Below are 18677 nucleotides of genomic sequence, written 5' to 3'. Positions count from 1 at the left end.
CCTGTAAAGAAGTCTGGGCCTAGCATGAACGCACTTTTCAGATTTGCCGTAATACTCGCCCCGCTGGCACTGGCTGCCTGCGCCTCGCCCATGCCACCTGCTTCTGCTGACGCTAGTGCATCTAGCCCTGCTACTGCGGCTACCGCACAGCAAGAGGACGATATCAAGGAAGTGGCCGACGCAGATAACCCGGCGATACCCAAGCAGCAGCTGAAACCGGAATGGCTGTACGGCGTGCTGGCTTCCGAGTTGGCCGCACAGCGTGGCAGTGTGGCCCCGGCTGCCGAAAGCTACCTCGCCTTGGCGCGTACCACCCGCGACCCGCGCATGGCGCGGCGCGCGTCAGAATTTGCGCTGTTTGCCGGCCAGATCAATGTGGCCAGTGCCGCGCTGGGCCTGTGGCTGGAGCTGGACCCGGCTGACGAAATGGCGCGTGAACAGTTTTTTGTCACCCTGCTGCGTAGTGGCAAGCTGGCGGAAAGCCGTGCCCTGCTGGAAACCCTGCTGGAGCGCCAGCCCAAGCGGGCTGCGGCCATCTTTGTGCAGCTGGCGCGGCTGGCGGCTCGCCAAGCCGACAAGGTTGGTGCCGAGCAGTTGGTCAGCGAGTTGGCCGCACGCTACCCAGACCTGCCCGAAGCCCGTTTCGCTCATCTTGCGGTGGCAGCCGAAGCTGGCAAGCAGGATGCAGTAGAGGCCGAATTGGCCCGGCTGGCACAGATCGCCCCGCAGTGGGAGCTGCCGGTAATGTGGCAGCTGGACCGCCTGCGCCGGCAAAATCCGGCGCTGGCTGTAGATTTTCTTACCGTTGAACTGGCACGACGCCCGCAAGCCAGCCTGGAGCTGGGCATGAACTACATTCGCCTGCTAGCGGGCGAAAAACGCTATGCCGAGGCCGACAGCTACGCCCAGCGCCTGCTACAGCGCTACCCGAAGCAGCCGGCCTTGTTGCACCTGGCCGGTTTGCTGGCGTTCCAGAACGGCAAGCTGGAGCCGGCACAGCAGTATTTGCAGGCCGCGCTGGCCAATGGTTTTAATGATCCCAACGAGCTGCGCTTCGTGCTGGGGCAGTTGGCCGAAGAACGCAAACAGCCGCAAGAAGCCCAAGCCTGGTACGCCCAGGTCGACGCGGGTGAAAACCGGCTGCCTGCCCGGGTGCGTGCTGCCCAGTTGCAGGCCGCTGCTGGCCAGTGGCAGCAGGCTATCGACAGTCTGGCTGATCTGGCAGCCGACCCGCAGCACGCTGCACGCATCAGCCAGGTGCAATCGCGTATTGCCAAAGACGCCGGCCAGCCAGAACGCGCAGTGGCGCTGCTGACCCAGGCCTTGCAGTCGCTGCCCGAACAAGCCGATCTGCTGTATGAACGTGCACTATTGCTGGACGGGCTCAAGCGCCCTGACGAAGCAGAGCGCGATCTGCGTACCCTGCTGAAAAATCGCCCTGGCGATACGCAAGCGCTGAATGCACTGGGCTACGTGATGACCAACCAAGGCCGCAATCTGAAAGAAGCGCAAGGTTATATCGAGCAGGCGCTGAAAGCGGAACCTGATAGCGCCATGATTCTGGATAGCATGGGCTGGGTACTCTACCGCCAGGGCTACGCTCAGCAGGCGCTGAAGTATTTGCAGGAGGCTTTTGCCCGCATGCCAGACCCGGAAGTGGCCGCCCACCTTGGCGAAGTGTTGTGGAGCTTGGGCCGTAAAGATGAGGCGCGCAGTGTATGGCAACAGGCTCGCCAGTTGGACCCGAACCACCCGGTACTGACCGAAACCCTTGACCGACTGAAACCATGAAGCCTTACTTTGGCTGGCTAGTGGCCGGCCTGCTGCTGGCCGGTTGTGCCAGTACCCCCGAACTGAATGCCACGCTGGCAACGCCGGCAGCCAGCGTAAAGGACCAAGCGTTTGAAACCGGCGGCCGCCTGGCCGTCAACTATCAGGGCAAGGGCGAAGTGGCCAGCTTTGCGTGGCAGCACACGCCCGAGCGCGACCAGCTGGACGTAAAGACGCCGATCGGCAATACCGTGGCCAGCCTTAGCCGTGATCGCCACGGCGTGACGCTGAAGGCCAACGGCAAAGAGCAGTACGCCGCCGACGTGGAAACGCTGACCGAGGCCACGCTGGGTTGGCCGCTGCCGCTGTCCAATCTGGCCTGGTGGGCACGCGGGCACGCCGCCCCCGGCTGGCCCGCCAGCTACGCCGACGATGGCCGCCTGCAACAGCAAGGCTGGCTGATCCGCAATACCCAGGACGCCGATACCCGCCTGCCGCGCCGGCTGGAGCTGGAGCGTGAAGGCATGAGCATCCGCCTGGTGTTCTCGCGCTGGCAGTGGCAAACCGAACCGCAACCCTGAACATCATGCAAGCACCGATCTTCCATACCTTCCCGGCTCCGGCCAAACTGAACCTGACCCTGCTGATCACCGGCAAGCGTGACGACGGCTACCATTTATTGGATACCGACTTCCGCTTTATCGATCTGTGCGACAGCATCGATATCGCCGTACGCGACGATGGCATCATCGAACTGCTGAACCCGATGCCGGACGTGCCGGCCGACAGCGACCTCACCGTGCGCGCCGCCCGCCTGCTACAGCAGGCGACCGGTAGTCAGCAAGGCGCCACCCTGCGTGTGCACAAGCGCATTCCAATGGGCGGGGGCCTGGGTGGCGGCTCGTCCGACGCGGCCACCGTGCTGTTGGCGCTGAACCAGCTATGGGGTTGCGGGCTGGACCGCCAGGCGCTGATGCAGCTGGGGGTAAAGCTGGGTGCCGACGTGCCGGTGTTCATCTTCGGCCAGAACGCACGTGCTACCGGCATCGGAGAGGAGCTGACACCACTGACCCTGCCGGAAGCGTGGTATGTGGTATGCAAGCCACCTGTTCACGTGCCGACCGGGCCGGTATTCCAAGAATTTTCACAAAAGTTGTTGACAGGGGAGGTTCGCTTCTCCATAATGCGAAGCCTGTCTGGCGCGACGCAGAAACAAAACGATCTGCAAGCGGTAGTCACAGAAAAATATCCAGCGGTAAAACAGGTTCTGAATCGTTTGAGTGAATACGGTTCGCCGCTGATGACAGGTTCGGGAGCATGCGTGTTCCTGGAGCTGGCAAATGAAGATCAAGCAAAACAGGTATTCCAGTCTTTGTCTGACGATATGACCGTTTATGTTGCCAAGGGGTTGGCCGCACATCCGGTTTCAGGCAAGGAATAGCAAGGATACTGGGGAGTCGCCAAGCTGGTTAAGGCACCGGATTTTGATTCCGGCATGCGAAGGTTCGAATCCTTCCTCCTCAGCCACCATCCTGCATAACTAAAGAATACTGGGGAGTCGCCAAGTTGGTTAAGGCACCGGATTTTGATTCCGGCATGCGAAGGTTCGAATCCTTCCTCCTCAGCCAAGCTTCCAGAGTGAAGTGAGAAAAAGAGCGTGTAAGATGACTTACACGCTTTTTCTTTATCTACCGATCCTAAGGCATTCCAGTTATGGCGGCATACGATAGTTTGATGGTCTTCACCGGGACAGCGAACCCGGAACTTGCACAAAACGTGGTGAAACACCTCGACATTTCCCTCGGTCGCGCCGATGTGGGCAAGTTCAGTGATGGTGAAGTGGCAGTGGAATTGCTGGAAAACGTACGCGGTCGCGATGTTTTCATCCTGCAACCCACCTGTGCCCCAACCAACGACAACCTGATGGAAATCCTGACCATGGCCGACGCGCTCAAGCGTGCTTCTGCCGGTCGCATCACCGCGGCGATTCCGTACTTCGGCTATGCCCGTCAGGACCGTCGTCCGCGCTCTGCCCGTGTGCCCATCACCGCCAAGCTGGTGGCCAATATGCTGACCAGTTCCGGTATCGACCGTGTGCTCACCGTCGACCTGCACGCCGACCAGATCCAGGGTTTCTTCGATATGCCGGTGGATAACGTGTACGCCACCCCGGTACTGCTGAAGGACATCCGTGCCCAGCGCATCGACGACCTGATCGTGGTCAGCCCGGACGTGGGCGGTGTAGTGCGTGCCCGTGCCGTGGCCAAGGCGCTGAATACCGATCTGGCCATCATCGACAAGCGTCGTCCGAAGGCCAACGTCGCTGAAGTGATGAACATCATCGGTGAAGTACAAGGCCGTACCTGCCTGATCGTCGACGACATGATCGACACCGCCAATACCCTGTGCAAGGCTGCTTCTGCGCTGAAAGAGCGTGGCGCCGAGCGCGTACTGGCTTACGCTTCCCACGCCGTGTTCTCCGGACAGGCCGTGGATCGCATCAACAATTCGGACATCGACGAAGTGGTGATTACCGACACCATTCCGCTGTCGGCCCAGGCCAAGCAATGCCCGCGCATCCGCGTGGTATCGATTGGCGGCCTGATCGCGGAAACGCTGCGTCGCATCAACAACGAAGAATCGGTGTCCTACCTCTTCAACGAGGATCTGGTTTCGTCGGGCGCCTGCCTGCCGTAACGTTCAGCCCGCTGGTCGCGGCGGGCTGACAATTTAACTTAAGCTGAAAAGCTCACTGGAGTATCAAACATGGCAATCGAAGTTATCGCCTCCAAGCGTGTACAAGAAGGTACTGGTGCGAGCCGCCGCCTGCGTAACGCTGGTCAAACCCCGGCTGTGGTATACGGCGCTGGTAAAGAAGCCGTATCCATCACCCTGGATCACAACACCATGTACTACGCGCTGAAGAACGAAGCGTTCCACAACGAAGTACTGGATCTGGTTATCGACGGCCAGAAAGAGCAAGTAAAAATCGCTGACTTCCAGATGCACCCGTTCAAGCAACTGGTTCTGCACATCGACTTCGCTCGCGTGTAAAAGATTGCGCCGTGCCGCCTGACGGTAACGGTACTGGGCTCGTTGCAGTTAAACCTGCAGCGGGCCTTTTTCATGGAATGCAGCAGATGACCGCCATCCGTCTGGTAGTCGGCCTGGGCAACCCCGGTGCCGAATACGAAAAAACCCGTCACAACGCCGGCTTCTGGCTGGTGGACGAGCTGGCCTGGCAGCACAAGGCCCCATTACGCGCCGAAGGCAAATACAGCGGCGACGTGTCGCGCGCGGTACTGCCCGGTGGCGACCTGTGGCTGCTCAAGCCGATGACCTACATGAACCTGTCCGGCCAGGCCGTGGGGGCGCTGGCGCGCTTCTACAAGATTGCGCCGGAAGAAATCCTGGTGGTGCACGACGAGCTGGACCTGCCCCCCGGCGCGGCCCGCTTCAAGCAGGGCGGTGGCCATGGCGGCCATAACGGTCTGAAAGACATCATCGCCAAGCTGGGCTCGCCCAATTTCTGGCGCCTGCGCATCGGTATCGGCCATCCCGGCGACCGCAACGAAGTGGCCAACTTCGTGCTGAAAAAAGCGCGCGCCGAAGAGCAGCAAGCCATCGACGACGCCATTGCCAAAGCCATGCAGGTGATGCCGCAAGCCATCGCAGGCGACATGGCCGTGGCCATGAAAACGCTGCACACCGCCGCCAAATAAGCAGCAGGGTTGGCCGCAAGCGCCTGATAAGCAAAGAACACGGCACCGGGTGGTACAATCACGCGGTGTATGCCTGCCCAGCGTGGCAGGCCGGATATTTCGAGGAATCACCATGAGTCTGAAATGCGGTATTGTCGGCCTGCCCAACGTTGGCAAGTCCACCCTGTTCAACGCCCTGACCAAGGCCGGCATTGAAGCGGCCAACTACCCGTTCTGCACCATCGAGCCGAACGTGGGCATCGTGGAAGTGCCGGACCCGCGCCTGCAGCAGCTGGCCGCCATCATCAACCCGCAGAAAATCCAGCCCGCCATCGTCGAGTTCGTCGACATCGCCGGCCTGGTAGCGGGCGCCTCCAAGGGCGAAGGCCTGGGTAACAAGTTCCTGGCCAACATCCGCGAAACCGACGCCATCGTGAACGTGGTGCGCTGCTTCGACGACGACAACATCGTGCACGTTGCTGGCAAGGTAGACCCGATTTCCGATATCGAAACCATCGGTACCGAACTGGCGCTGGCCGACCTGGCCTCGGTGGAAAAAGCTATCGCCCGTGACGGCAAGAAAGCCAAGTCCGGCGATAAGGACGCGCAAAAGCTGGTAGCGGTGCTGGAAAAACTGCTGCCGCACCTGAACGAAGGTAAGCCGCTGCGCAGCTTCAAGCTGGACGACGAAGAAAAAGCCCTGCTGAAGCCGCTGTGCCTGCTGACCATCAAGCCGGCGATGTACGTGGCCAACGTGGCCGAAGACGGCTTCCAGAACAATCCGCACCTGGACAAGCTCACCGCGCTGGCAGCCGCTGAAGGCGCGCCGGTAGTGGCCCTGTGTGCCGCCATCGAAAGCGAAATCGCCGACCTGGACGACGCCGACAAAGCCGAGTTCCTGGCCGAAATGGGCCTGGAAGAGCCGGGTCTGGACCGCCTGATCCGCACCGGCTACAAGCTGCTGGGCCTGCAAACCTACTTCACCGCTGGCGTGAAGGAAGTGCGTGCCTGGACTATCCGCGTTGGCGACACCGCCCCGCAAGCGGCCGGCGTGATCCACACCGACTTCGAGCGCGGTTTCATCCGTGCCCAGACCATCGCCTTTGACGACTTCATCAGCCTGGGCGGCGAAGCCAAGGCCAAGGAAGCCGGCAAGATGCGCGCCGAGGGCAAGGAATACGTCGTGCAGGATGGTGACGTACTGAACTTCCTGTTCAACGTCTGAGTCGCCAAGCCGTTTTCCTGATGTTTCATGAAACACCAGGAAAGCATGAAAATCCCAATAAAACCGCGCAGTTGCGCGGTTTTATTGTTTCATAGCGCTGCTTCAAGTTTCCCGAGCAGTCAATGCATGCCTGAGTACGCTAGCGAGTACAGCTCTTGGAGTATGTGCGAATAAGTGAGTATAGTGCCGCTGTCGCCATGACAAGGAGTCAGCCACATGCTTACCGACACGCACTGCCGCAACGCCAAGCCCAGGGAAAAGCTCTACCGCTTGAATGACCAGCGCGGGCTCTACCTCGAAGTCAAGCCCAACGGAGTCAAGGCTTGGCGATACCGCTTCACACTGGATGGCAAGGCCAGCATGTTTGCGCTTGGCGAATACCCTGCTGTTACGCTCTCTGAAGCCAGGGAACGCAGCGAGGCCGCACGCAAACTGGTCAAGCAAGGCATCAATCCCGCCCAGCAAAGGCAGCTCGACCGCATCCGGAAAGCCAGCGAAGCAAAGAACACCTTCGAGATCGTCGCCAAGGAGTGGCTGCAGACAAAGGACTGGGAAGACGTCACCAAGAACCGGCGTCTGGACATGCTGGAGCGCGTGGTGTTCCCCAGTATCGGCAATATGCCGGTTCGCGAAATAACGCCAGCCCATGTTCTGGACATCCTGCAGAAAACAGCAAAGCGTGGCGCACCCACGGTTGCCGCCGAGGCGCGACGCACCATGTCCGCCGTATTCGAGTTCGCCGTCGCCACCTTGCGAGCCGACAGCGACCCGGTTTGGCCGGTGCGCAAGGCGCTACCAGCAAACAAGACCCAGCACAAGCCGGCGCTCAGCAAAGAACAGATCGGCAAACTGCTGAGCGACTTCGCAAACCACCGCTGCAGCTTTCAGGTAAGTCATTGCATGCAACTGATGTGGTGGACCCTGGCGCGACCGACTGAAGTGGCCGAGGCGGCCTGGGATGAGTTTGACCTTGAGAAGGCTGTTTGGCGTATCCCGGCGCAGCGCATGAAAGCACGCAAGGAGCACGTCGTGCCTCTGCCACGACAGGCAGTGGACATGCTCAAAGGACTGCATGCCATTACCGGCAATCGCAAGCACTTGTTTCCTGGCCGGGATGATCGCAACGCCCCTATGTCCGCCGCATCGCTTCGCCAGGCGCTCAAGGTTTTGGGGTGGAGCGGCGCCTATAGCCCACACGCCACGCGGACCAGCGGTAGTACCCGTCTTAACGAGATGGGCTACCGTCCCGATGCCATCGAGGCGCAGCTTGCCCATGCCGACCAGAACAATGTGCGTCGCACCTACAATCACGCCACCTATTTCGATGAGCGTCGCGCCATGATGCAGGAATGGGCGGACAGATTGGACGAATGGAAAGAGCAAGCACAGGCATGACCACAAAGATCATGGCTCCAGATATTCCCAACTCCGATGCCGTCGCCGAGCTGCGCACCAGAGCAGAGGCAACCTGCGACCGATATGGCGTTCAGCGCCGCGAGCAATGTGTAAATGCTTTCCTGCGGCTGGCAGAAAGTTTTCGTTGGCGTACGATGCCGCCCCCTGAAATTGAAGAAGGCACACTTGAGCAACTAAAAAGACTCCGAGATGCGGCGTCCCGGTTAAGCAAGGCGCTTCGAAGCCTGGATGAAGAGTCGGCGGCGCTATTGCCCGAATTTCTGAGGAAGGACCTGCCTACCCATAAGCTGTTCTGCGAGTCGCTACACTCCGTGAGCAGGCAACTGTCAGCGCCCGGAGCAAGCAGAGAACATGAGGCCAAGGAACTGATCGCCAAGCAGTTTATCGTCACCTGCCAGCAATTCAGAATTCCGATCAAGTGGAGCAAGGAGTTCGAGTACCACTCGGTGAACAGCAAGAACGAGCCATCCGCCTATCTCCTCGGCGCCATCTATGCTGCAGGCGGCATGAAGACCGATGCTGAAACCACGCCTGCTCATCGCGCTAATCACTATCTGGGGCGTTTCAGCAAAGGATTTACCGTCGATATCGATGGAGTTGTAGTCCGGGTGCTGCTGAAGAAAACGGTGATAGAGCCCAATCTTTACATGTCTCAGATAATGAAAGCCGTCTCCGAGGGGCGTGAGCTAACCCTGTCCACAAGCAGCATCCTTACGGCATCTTGCCGAGGATACGAGCTCGGATTGTCTCGGCCATTTTTTGAAACATTCGACTGGCACAGCTGAGGCTACTGCTCGACACCGGTTTGCATGCTGGGTGATTTCAGGCCCGGAAATAGGGAGCGCAGGTGACAACCGCACTCCCTGACTTCATGACCAGATCTTTTGCATGATCCGTTCGTGTTTCAACACGTTACGGGGAACAGCATGCAAATCATCAAGACGCAGGATGTCTGCACGAAGATATCAGTCAGCCGGACAACCCTCTGGCGACTTTGCCAGACTGAAGATTTTCCAAAGCCAGTTCGGCTAGGCCCTGGCGGCCGTTCGATTGGCTTTTTTGCCCACGAGATCGACGCATGGCTTGAGACTCAGGCGGCGGAGCGCGAGCACGCCGGTTGTCCGGCTCGCCAGAGGGCGAAGTCATGAGCCGCATCCGCATTGACGACTCCGCCGAATACTGGTGGTCTCTGCCTTGCAGCCTGCTGCGCGATGCGCGGCTGAGCTATGAAGCGCGAGGCGTGGCTTGCCACTTGCTCTCGCTGGGCCGCAACTGGCAGTTGCGCGCTGTCGCACTGCCGCGCGTGTTGCACGATCAGTCACGAGCGAAAGGCCATCTTGGCCGAGACCTTTGCCGCCGCATCCTGCGCGAACTTGAAGATGCCGGCTACCTGGCGCGGAGGAAGTTCCAGGACGAGGAAGGGCTTTGGCGATGGGAGTCCGTGTTGACACCCATTTCGCAAAAGGTGCCACAGACATCCATCGCCGGCTTGGCCGGCGACGGAGAAACCGTGGACGGCACATCCGTCGCCGGTCGGGCCGGCGATATAGGTGTAAGTGAATACAAGGAAGAAGTAGTAGTGAAAAATATAAAACCACTACTACAGACCGGGGCTGTGGATAACTCGCAGAAAATTGGCGAGGCTTCCGCGCCCTTGGACTTGTCGCACCCTTCCCTTCTACCCTACCTGCGCGTCATAGGCGACGTAACCCGCCGCTTCGGGCCCTCGCTCACGGCAGAACAGATACAGCTTGCCGCTGACGAATTGGCTGGCGTGCTATCGGCGGCCGGCAGTGGCAAGCATGCGGGTATCCGCTCCGTCCGCTCATGGTTGCTGGCCGTAATGAATAGCGCTGTCGAGGGGGAATTCATAGCTGAATTCGCGCCGAATATCGCCCGCTGGCGAAAGAACCGACAGGAGGCGATGGAGGCAGCGCAATCGCGCGCCCCTGTGCAACAGTCAGAAGCCGAGCGTCAAAAAACAAAAGCGGAACGCGCAAAGGCCATCGCCGATTTGAAAGCGATGTTTCATGGCCGGAAGCCATGATCGACGCGGATGAGATGCTTGCACTCATCGAATCGTGCCGATGCGAGATGCAAGCCATGCTTCCGGCCGATGAATTTGCCAGCTTGAGCAGCAAGACCAGGCAGGACTATCGCCGGCTTGGCCGAACGCTGTTGCAGCGTGCCCGCTATGCCGAAGGTGGGGTGGCCGAAGTCATGACGGCCACCCAGCGACCGACAACCTTCTACAAACGCGTCGCAGCGCTTCGCTACTGCCTCTACGCCGATCTTGTCGAACACCTGAAAAGCCTGCATTCCGCGCTCTCTGCCCGACCTGTGGACAGGTTGCAAGTCATGGCCATCCAGGCCCAATTGCAACAACAGCGTGCATTTCTGCGCGAGTTCGATATGGCCCGGCAAAGCGGCCATCCCGGCGAGCGCCGCAAGCGTGCCAGCAAGCGGCAAGCCTTGCGCGGCCTCCCCGGCGACTGGCGCGAGCAACTGTATCAGCGCGCTGCGAAAGGCAAGTATGCCGATGCGATTCTGGTCGCCGCGCTGACCGGCTGCCGCCCGGAAGAGCTCCGGCAAGGCGTGCACATTCGCCGGGTGAACAATCCGCGCAGCGGCATGGGCGAGATCAGATTCGAGATCGATGGCGCCAAGGTCAAGGCGCATCAAGGCCAGCCGCACCGCTTGATCGCCTATGGCGCACACGATCCCCATCCATTGCTGGAGGCTCTGCGCATCCGGCTAGCGGGGCGGCGGGAATTGCTCGTTTGCATTGACAGCCCAGTCAACTTCACCGTCGAAGTCCGTCGGCTGGCACACAGCCTCTGGCCGAAGCACAAGCACACCGTCACGGCTTACTGCCTGCGCCACCAATGGGCGGCCGACCTGAAACGGCATGCGGCAGCGGATTCAGTCAGCCAGGGGCTGGGACATGCCAGCGCCAAAACACGGCGTCACTACGGCCAAGCCAATCAGGCCAGCAGCCGGCATGCACTGCAACCCATCGTCATCGAGGCTGAGCGCCCTGTAAAGCCGACCGCCGCTAAGGTGCCGTGTTATCGAGCCGCCTCAAGCACGGAATCTACGCCCTGACGAGAATCGTGGCGAGGTGGAGCAAAATGCAGTACATTTGCGTGACATTACTGACGAGACGCTGCCATGTCACGCCTGAAGGACGAAACCCTATCCATCCGCACCTCCGCTGAGATCAAGCAGCTTTTGCGCTTGGCGGCTGAGCGCGAGCGCCGCTCGGTGGCTTCGATGATCGAAATCCTGGTGCTGGAGTACGCCCGCGCGCACGATCTGCACGCCGATGGCCTCGCGAAAACGCCAGTCAGGAGCACGCCATCCAAATGACGCAAGCAGCTTCGACAATCACACTCAGCCAGCTTGAAAGCCACCTCTGGGAATCCGCCAACATCCTGCGCGGCCCGGTGGATGCGGCTGACTTCAAGACCTACATTTTTCCGCTGTTGTTCTTCAAGCGCATCTGCGACGTCTGGGATGAGGAGTACCAGGAGATTGTTGATGAGACCGGCGACGAGCAACTGGCCTGGTTTCCGGAGTCGCACCGCTTCCAGATCCCGGAAGACTGTCACTGGAACGACGTTCGCACCAAGGCAAGCAATGTCGGGACGGCCCTTCAGCGCGCGATGCGCGAGATTGAGAAAGCCAACCCCGACACCCTGTACGGCGTGTTCGGCGATGCCCAGTGGTCGAACAAGGACCGGCTGTCTGATGCCTTGCTCAAGGACCTGATCGAGCACTTCTCCAAACTGCCGTTCGGCAACAAGAACGTCAATTCGGACCTGCTCGGCGACGCCTACGAATACCTGATCAAGAAGTTCGCCGACGCCACCAACAAGAAGGCCGGCGAGTTCTACACCCCGCGCAGCGTCGTGCGGCTGATGATCGACATGCTCGACCCCAAAGAAGCCGAGACCATCTACGACCCGGCCTGCGGTACCGGCGGCATGTTGCTGGCCGCCGTGCAGCACGTGAAGGATCAGCATGGCGACGTGAAGCGGCTGTGGGGCAAGCTGTACGGACAAGAGAAAAACCTCACCACCTCATCCATCGCGCGGATGAACCTGTTCCTTCACGGCATTGAAGATTTCCAGGTGGTGCGTGGCGACACCCTACGTAACCCGGCCTTCTTTGAGGTTGATCGGCTGGCCACCTTCGACTGCGTGATCGCCAACCCCCCGTTCTCGCTGGAAAAGTGGGGCGAGGACCTGTGGCTGAACGATCCCTTCGGCCGCAACTTTGCCGGCCTGCCGCCCTCATCCAGCGGTGACTTCGCCTGGGTGCAGCACATGGTCAAGTCGATGGCCGATGTCAGCGGCCGCATGGCCGTGGTGCTGCCCCAGGGCGCCCTGTTCCGCAAAGGTGTGGAAGGCAACATCCGCCAGAAACTGCTGGAAATGGATCTGGTCGAGGCCGTGATCGGGCTGGCGCCCAACCTCTTCTACGGCACCGGCCTGGCCGCGTGCATCCTGGTCTTGCGCAAGCGCAAGCCGGCCAAACACAAGAACAAGGTGCTGATCGCCGATGCGTCACGCCTGTTCCGCCGGGGGCGCGCGCAGAACTATCTGGAGCCCGAGCACGCCGCCGAGATCCTCGGCTGGTATCGCGGCTTTGCCGATGTGCAGGACGCGGTCCGCGTGGTCAGTCTCGACGAGATCAAAGCCGAGGATTGGACGCTGAACATCTCGCGCTATGTCCTGCCGCCATTGCAGGAGGACATCCCACCGCTGCCCGATGCCATCGCGGCATTCAAGGACGCGCTCACCCGCTGCCGTGAAGCCGAAGAGCGGCTCGCGCAGGTCATGACGGAAGGGGGATGGCTGAAATGAGTCACCCAAGCAAACGGATCAGCCAACAAGAACTCGAAAGCTACCTGTGGGGCGCCGCCGTGCTGCTGCGCGGCCTCATCGACGCGGGTGACTACAAGCAGTTCATCTTCCCGTTGCTGTTTTACAAGCGGGTGTCGGATGTGTGGGAAGAGGAATACCAAGCGGCCCTGGCCAACTCTAACGGCGACCTCTCCTATGCACAGTTCGCTGAAAACCATCGTTTCCAGATTCCCGCTGGCGCACACTGGAACGATATACGCCAGACCCCGAAGAACGTCGGTGCAGCCATCCAGAAAGCCATGCGCGCCATTGAGACCGCCAACCCGGATCTGCTCGACGGCATCTTCGGCGACGCCCCCTGGACCAACCGCGAGCGCCTGCCCGACGAAACGCTGAAGAACCTGATCGAGCACTTTTCGACCCGGACGCTGTCGGTGGCGAACGTGCCCGAAGACGAATTGGGCAACGCCTATGAATACCTGATCAAGAAGTTCGCGGACGACTCAGGCCACACGGCGGCCGAGTTCTACACCAACCGCACCGTCGTGCACTTGATGACGCAACTTCTTGCACCTCAGGCGGGCGAGTCGATTTACGACCCCACGTGCGGAACCGGCGGCATGCTGATCTCGGCACTGGACGAAGTGAAGCGCTCCGGCGGTGAATACCGCACGCTCAAGCTCTACGGGCAGGAGCGCAACCTCATTACCTCATCCATCGCCCGCATGAACCTGTTCCTGCACGGCGTGGAGGATTTCGAGATCATCCGGGGCGACACGCTGGCCGAGCCGAAGCACATCGAGGGCGACCGCCTTCGCCAGTTCGACGTGATCCTGGCCAACCCGCCGTACTCCATCAAGCAGTGGAACCGCGAGGCCTGGAGCAGCGACAAGTGGGGCCGCAACTCCCTGGGTACGCCGCCGCAGGGGCGCGCCGATTACGCCTTCCAACAGCACATCCTGACCAGCCTCACCGCCAAGGGCCGCTGCGCTGTGCTCTGGCCCCACGGTGTGCTGTTTCGCAACGAAGAACAGGCCATGCGCGCCAAGATGGTCGAGCAGGACTGGGTCGAGGCCGTCATCGGCTTGGGCCCCAACCTGTTCTACAACTCCCCGATGGAGTCGTGCATCGTCATCTGCAACCGCAAGAAGGTCGCCGCTCGTAAGGGCAAGGTGATCTTCATCGACGCGGTGAACGAGGTCACCCGGGAACGGGCGCAGAGCTTTCTGAAGCCCGAGCACCAGCAGCGCATCCTGACCGCTTACAAGACCTTTGCGGATGTGCCCGGTTTCGCCAAGGTCGCCACCCTGGCCGAAATCGGCGCCAATGCGGGCAACCTCTCGATCCCGCTGTACGTGAAGCGCATTGCCGCCGGCATCGCCACCGACAGCAATGGCGACGCGGTATCGCTGCGCTCTACCTGGGACCAATGGCAAACCGATGGCCGTGCCTTCTGGCAACAGATGGACGCGCTGGTGGAAACGCTGGATGGACTGATTACGGAGGACATCGAGCGTGTCTGACAAGAACAATAAAGCCCTGAAGCCCGGCTGGCGTCGGGTGAAATTCGGCGACGTGGTGCGCCTCTCGAAAGCACGCAGCCAAGATCCGCTGGCGGATGGCTTTGATCGCTACGTTGGCCTTGAGCATCTGGAACCGGGCGATTTGCGCATTCGTAGTTGGGGCAATGTAGCTGACGGCGTGACCTTCACCAGCGTGTTTCAACCGGGGCAGGTGCTGTTCGGCAAGCGACGCGCTTACCAGCGCAAGGTGGCTGTGGCGGATTTCTCCGGCGTGTGTTCCGGGGACATCTATGTGTTGGAAACCAAGGACGCGCAGGTTTTGCTGCCGGAGTTGCTGCCCTTCATTTGCCAGACCGACGCCTTCTTCGATCACGCGGTGGGTACGTCGGCAGGCTCCTTGAGCCCCCGCACGAATTGGACGAGTTTGGCGGACTTTGAGTTTGCGCTGCCACCAATCGAAGAGCAGGCAGAACTTGTCGAAGTCTTGCGCGCGACGGAATCAACTATTGAGGCAGAAACAAACGCAGTGGAGATTAGTCGCGTAACAAGATCTGCTCTTGTAGAAGATGCCTTGGCGGCAAACTTTTCTCCTGAAGTTGCAAAACCGTTGGGAACGTACCTGACAGACCTGAGCTACGGTTCCTCATCGCGTTCATCCTACGAGGAAAAGGGCTATCCAATCCTCCGGATTCCGAATGTCTTGAGAGGACGCGTTGACTACTCAGATCTCCAGCACATTGAACTGAACGATACGGAGTACGAGCGCTTGGCTCTCCGCAAGGGCGATGTCCTGCTTGTACGAACCAACGGAAATCCTCAATACGTTGGGCGTTCGGTGGTCATTCATCACCTACATGAAAAGACGGTGTACGCCAGCTACCTGATCCGAATTCGCTGTGACGACAGTACGTTGCGACCCGCTTTCCTCGCTGAGTTCCTGAACGCGCCGACGACAAGACAGCGCCTTCGAGGAGAAGTGAAGTCCAGTGCAGGCAACTACAACATCAATATTGCCGGGATCAGAAAGCAGCCAATTTGTGCACCCAATGTGGTTGATCAGGATGCATTGCTGCTGAAATTGAAAGATCTTGATGGTGCCATTGAGGTGCTGGAGGCGAGAGCCTCTGCGGCCAAAGCAATAAAGAAGCAGCTATTCGCTGAAATGTGGGGGGCATGATGTTTACCGAATCAAATACCGTCGAAGCCTACGTCCGCGATCTGCTCGCCGGCCCAGTCAAGGCTGTCCCGGCCAACACCGCCCAGGAACCTCAAGCCAGCTACGGTCCCAGCCCCAAAGGCATCGGCTGGCGCTACGCTGCTCCGTCTGAGGTGCCGCGCCAGATTCAGGAAGTGCTGGTCGAGCCGTGGCTGCGCGATGCGCTTATTCGCCTTAACCCGGAGATTGCCGCCCAGCCCGACCGGGCCGACGAGGTGCTCTACAAGCTGCGCGCCATTGTGCTGTCGGTGCGATCGGATGGCCTGATCCGCGCCAACGAGGAAATGACCGCCTGGATGCGCGGTGAGCGCTCGATGCCCTTCGGCCCCAACAACGAGCATGTGCCGGTGCAGCTGATCGACCTGGATGATCTGGCGCAGAACCAGTACATCGTCACCCAGCAGTTCATCTACCGCGCAGGCCCCACCGAGCGCCGCGCCGATCTGGTGTTGTTGGTCAACGGGCTGCCGCTGGTACTGATCGAGGCCAAGACGCCAGTCAAGAAGTGCATCAGCTGGGTGGACGGCGCAGTACAGGTGCACGACGACTACGAGGAGTTCGTACCGGAGCTGTTCGTCTGCAACGTGTTCTCGGTGGCCACCGAGGGCAAAGCCTACCGCTACGGCTCTATCGGCCTGCCGGTTAAGGACTGGGGCCCTTGGCATCTGGATGGTGATGGCGACGATGGGCAGCACCACCCGCTCAAATCTCTCAAGCTCTCGGCCGAGAGCATGCTGCGCCCGCATGTGGTGCTGGACATCCTCGGCAGCTTCACGCTGTTTGCCACCAACAAGAAAAAGCAGCGCATCAAGATCATTTGCCGCTACCAGCAGTTTGAAGCGGCCAACAAGATCGTCGAGCGCGTGCTGGCGGGTTACCCCAGGAAAGGGCTGATCTGGCACTTCCAGGGTTCGGGCAAGTCACTGCTGATGGTGTTTGCCGCGCAGAAGCTGCGCATGCATGCCGGCCTGAAAAATCCCACCGTGCTGATCGTGGTGGATCGGATCGATCTCGACAGCCAGATCACGGGCACCTTCACCGGGGCAGACATTCCCAATCTGGAAAGGGCGGACAGCCGCGAGAAGCTGCAGCAGCTGCTTGCGCAGGACGTGCGCAAGATCATCATCACCACGATCTTCAAGTTCGGCGAGGCCACAGGCAGCCTCAACGACCGCAGCAACATCATCGCCCTGGTGGACGAGGCCCACCGCACGCAGGAAGGCGACCTGGGGCGCAAGATGCGCGAGGCCTTGCCCAATGCATTTCTGTTCGGCCTGACCGGTACGCCGATCAACCGTGCCGACCGCAACACCTTCTATGCCTTCGGAGCCGACGAGGATGAGAAGGGCTACATGAGCAGGTACGGCTTCGAGGAGTCGATCCGCGACGGCGCCACGCTGAAGCTGCACTTCGAGCCGCGCTTGATCGATCTGCACATCGACAAGGCCGCGCTGGACGCCGCCTACAAAGACCTGACCGGCGGCCTGTCGGATCTCGACAAGGATAACCTGGCCAAGACCGCCGCCAAGATGGCCGTGCTGGTCAAGACGCCTGAGCGCATCCGCAAGGTCTGTGAGGACATCGTCGAGCACTTCCAGACCAAGGTGGAGCCCAATGGCTTCAAGGGCCAGATCGTCACCTTCGACCGGGAGTCCTGCCTGCTGTTCAAGGCCGAGCTGGACAAGCTGCTGCCGCCCGAGGCTACGGACATCGTCATGTCGGTACAGGCGGCAGACAAGAAGGAGCATCCAGAGTACGCGGCCTATGACCGTTCACGCGATGAGGAAGAACGGCTGCTCGATCGCTTCCGTGACCCGGCCGACCCTCTGAAGCTGATCATCGTCACGGCCAAGCTGCTGACCGGCTTTGATGCGCCGATCTTGCAGGCCATGTACCTGGACAAGCCGCTGCGCGACCACACGCTGTTGCAGGCCATCTGCCGGGTGAACCGCACTTACTCCGAGCAGAAGACCCACGGCCTGATCGTCGACTACCTCGGCATCTTCGATGACGTGGCAGCAGCGCTGGAGTTCGACGACCAGAGCATCAAGCAGGTGGTCGGCAACATCCAGGAGCTGAAGGACAAGCTGCCCGAAGCCATGCAGAAATGTCTGGCCTTCTTCACTGGCTGTGATCGCACTCTGCAAGGTTATGAGGGCCTGATCGCTGCACAACAGTGCCTGCCCAACAATGAGGTGCGAGACAACTTTGCTGCTGAGTACAGCGTGCTCAACAAGATCTGGGAGGCGCTGTCACCGGACACCGTTCTGGGCCCCTTCGAAAAGGACTACAAGTGGTTGTCGCAGGTGTACCAGTCGGTGCAGCCCTCCAGTGGCCACGGCAAGCTGATCTGGCACTCGCTGGGCGCCAAGACCATCGAGCTGATCCACCAGAACGTGCATGTGGACGCCGTGCGGGATGACCTCGACACCCTGGTGCTGGACGCTGATCTGCTGGAAGCGGTGCTGTCGAACCCCGACCCGAAGAAGGCCAAGGAAATCGAGATCAAGCTCAAGCGCCGGCTGCGCGGGCATGGCGGCAACCCCAAGTTCAAGAAGCTGTCGGAGCGACTCGATGCACTGAAGGATCGCTTCGAGTCCGGTCAGATCAACAGTGTCGAATTTCTGAAGCAGCTACTGGAAATCGCCAAGGAGACGCTGCAAGCCGAGAAGGAGGTCCCGCCCGAAGAGGACGAGGATCGCGGCAAGGCGGCGCTCACCGAACTATTCAACGAGGTCAAGACGGCCGAGACGCCCATCATGGTCGAACGCGTGGTCGCGGACATCGACGAGATCGTGCGACTGGTCCGCTTCCCTGGCTGGCAAGGCACGCAGGCCGGTGAGCGTGAGGTCAAGAAGGCCCTGCGCAAGGCCCTCTTCAAATACAAGCTGCATGCGGATGAAGAGCTGTTCGAGAAGGCCTACAGCTACATCCGGCAGTATTACTGAGGGAATGAAC

Annotated in this window: 17 protein-coding genes and 2 tRNA genes; all 19 read left to right on the top strand. The window is 60.2% G+C overall.

What is annotated here, in order from left to right:
* The first annotated feature begins 24 nt into the window (after positions 1–24).
* The 19 genes from ACK4FZ_RS05345 to ACK4FZ_RS05255 all read left to right on the top strand — a co-directional run bounded on the left by ACK4FZ_RS05345 (position 25) and on the right by ACK4FZ_RS05255 (position 18667).
* Positions 25–1791 (top strand): tetratricopeptide repeat protein, encoded by a 1767-nt coding sequence (locus ACK4FZ_RS05345; RefSeq protein ID WP_409818618.1) that lies wholly within the window; start codon positions 25–27, stop codon positions 1789–1791.
* Positions 1788–2351, top strand: coding sequence for a lipoprotein insertase outer membrane protein LolB (lolB, locus tag ACK4FZ_RS05340; RefSeq protein ID WP_409818617.1), 564 nt, complete (start codon positions 1788–1790; stop codon positions 2349–2351). The genes ACK4FZ_RS05345 and lolB overlap by 4 nt, the downstream gene beginning before the upstream one ends.
* A gap of 5 nt (positions 2352–2356) precedes the next feature.
* A complete protein-coding gene (gene ispE / locus ACK4FZ_RS05335; protein WP_409818616.1) occupies positions 2357–3211 on the top strand; it encodes a 4-(cytidine 5'-diphospho)-2-C-methyl-D-erythritol kinase in 855 nt (284 codons plus the stop codon).
* A 9-nt stretch (positions 3212–3220) separates the two neighbouring features.
* Positions 3221–3297 (top strand) — tRNA-Gln (locus tag ACK4FZ_RS05330).
* Positions 3298–3321: 24 nt separating this feature from the next.
* Positions 3322–3398 (top strand) — tRNA-Gln (locus tag ACK4FZ_RS05325).
* 85 nt (positions 3399–3483) lie between these two features.
* Positions 3484–4467, top strand: coding sequence for a ribose-phosphate pyrophosphokinase (locus ACK4FZ_RS05320; protein WP_409818615.1), 984 nt, complete (start codon positions 3484–3486; stop codon positions 4465–4467).
* 69 nt (positions 4468–4536) lie between these two features.
* Complete coding sequence (rplY, locus tag ACK4FZ_RS05315) at positions 4537–4824, top strand: 50S ribosomal protein L25 (protein ID WP_144373324.1); 288 nt, start codon at positions 4537–4539, stop codon at positions 4822–4824.
* Between the two features lie 86 nt (positions 4825–4910).
* Positions 4911–5492: an aminoacyl-tRNA hydrolase gene (gene pth / locus ACK4FZ_RS05310; RefSeq protein ID WP_144373325.1), complete on the top strand. Its 582-nt coding sequence runs from the start codon at positions 4911–4913 to the stop codon at positions 5490–5492.
* 112 nt (positions 5493–5604) lie between these two features.
* Positions 5605–6696, top strand: a complete 1092-nt coding sequence (gene ychF, locus ACK4FZ_RS05305) for a redox-regulated ATPase YchF (protein ID WP_144373326.1) — start codon at positions 5605–5607, stop codon at positions 6694–6696.
* Between the two features lie 216 nt (positions 6697–6912).
* Positions 6913–8091, top strand: coding sequence for a tyrosine-type recombinase/integrase (locus ACK4FZ_RS05300; RefSeq protein WP_409818614.1), 1179 nt, complete (start codon positions 6913–6915; stop codon positions 8089–8091).
* Positions 8088–8897: a hypothetical protein gene (locus ACK4FZ_RS05295; RefSeq protein ID WP_409818613.1), complete on the top strand. Its 810-nt coding sequence runs from the start codon at positions 8088–8090 to the stop codon at positions 8895–8897. The genes ACK4FZ_RS05300 and ACK4FZ_RS05295 overlap by 4 nt, the downstream gene beginning before the upstream one ends.
* Positions 8898–9038: 141 nt before the next feature.
* Positions 9039–9260, top strand: coding sequence for a helix-turn-helix transcriptional regulator (locus tag ACK4FZ_RS05290; RefSeq protein WP_224109529.1), 222 nt, complete (start codon positions 9039–9041; stop codon positions 9258–9260).
* Positions 9257–10159, top strand: a complete 903-nt coding sequence (locus ACK4FZ_RS05285) for a hypothetical protein (protein WP_409818612.1) — start codon at positions 9257–9259, stop codon at positions 10157–10159. Before ACK4FZ_RS05290 ends, ACK4FZ_RS05285 begins: the two co-directional genes overlap by 4 nt.
* Complete coding sequence (locus tag ACK4FZ_RS05280; RefSeq protein ID WP_409818611.1) at positions 10156–11217, top strand: hypothetical protein; 1062 nt, start codon at positions 10156–10158, stop codon at positions 11215–11217. The genes ACK4FZ_RS05285 and ACK4FZ_RS05280 overlap by 4 nt, the downstream gene beginning before the upstream one ends.
* A 66-nt stretch (positions 11218–11283) precedes the next feature.
* On the top strand, positions 11284–11481 hold the full coding sequence (locus ACK4FZ_RS05275; protein ID WP_021250014.1) for a hypothetical protein: 198 nt from the start codon (positions 11284–11286) through the stop codon (positions 11479–11481).
* On the top strand, positions 11478–12980 hold the full coding sequence (locus ACK4FZ_RS05270; RefSeq protein WP_409818610.1) for an N-6 DNA methylase: 1503 nt from the start codon (positions 11478–11480) through the stop codon (positions 12978–12980). The genes ACK4FZ_RS05275 and ACK4FZ_RS05270 overlap by 4 nt, the downstream gene beginning before the upstream one ends.
* The gene (locus tag ACK4FZ_RS05265; protein WP_409818609.1) at positions 12968–14503 is read left to right on the top strand and encodes an N-6 DNA methylase; all 1536 of its coding nucleotides are present in this window, start codon (positions 12968–12970) and stop codon (positions 14501–14503) included. The genes ACK4FZ_RS05270 and ACK4FZ_RS05265 overlap by 13 nt, the downstream gene beginning before the upstream one ends.
* Entirely contained in the window at positions 14496–15680 is a 1185-nt protein-coding gene (locus ACK4FZ_RS05260; RefSeq protein WP_409818608.1) for a restriction endonuclease subunit S, read from the top strand. The genes ACK4FZ_RS05265 and ACK4FZ_RS05260 overlap by 8 nt, the downstream gene beginning before the upstream one ends.
* On the top strand, positions 15677–18667 hold the full coding sequence (locus ACK4FZ_RS05255; RefSeq protein WP_409818607.1) for a type I restriction endonuclease subunit R: 2991 nt from the start codon (positions 15677–15679) through the stop codon (positions 18665–18667). Before ACK4FZ_RS05260 ends, ACK4FZ_RS05255 begins: the two co-directional genes overlap by 4 nt.
* Positions 18668–18677: the final 10 nt, after the last annotated feature.

The sequence above is a fragment of the Vogesella sp. genome, from assembly GCF_046297735.1.
Classification (GTDB): domain Bacteria; phylum Pseudomonadota; class Gammaproteobacteria; order Burkholderiales; family Chromobacteriaceae; genus Vogesella; species Vogesella urethralis.
Note: the sequence above shows the minus strand (reverse complement) of the source record. Positions and strands in the feature narration are given on the sequence as shown.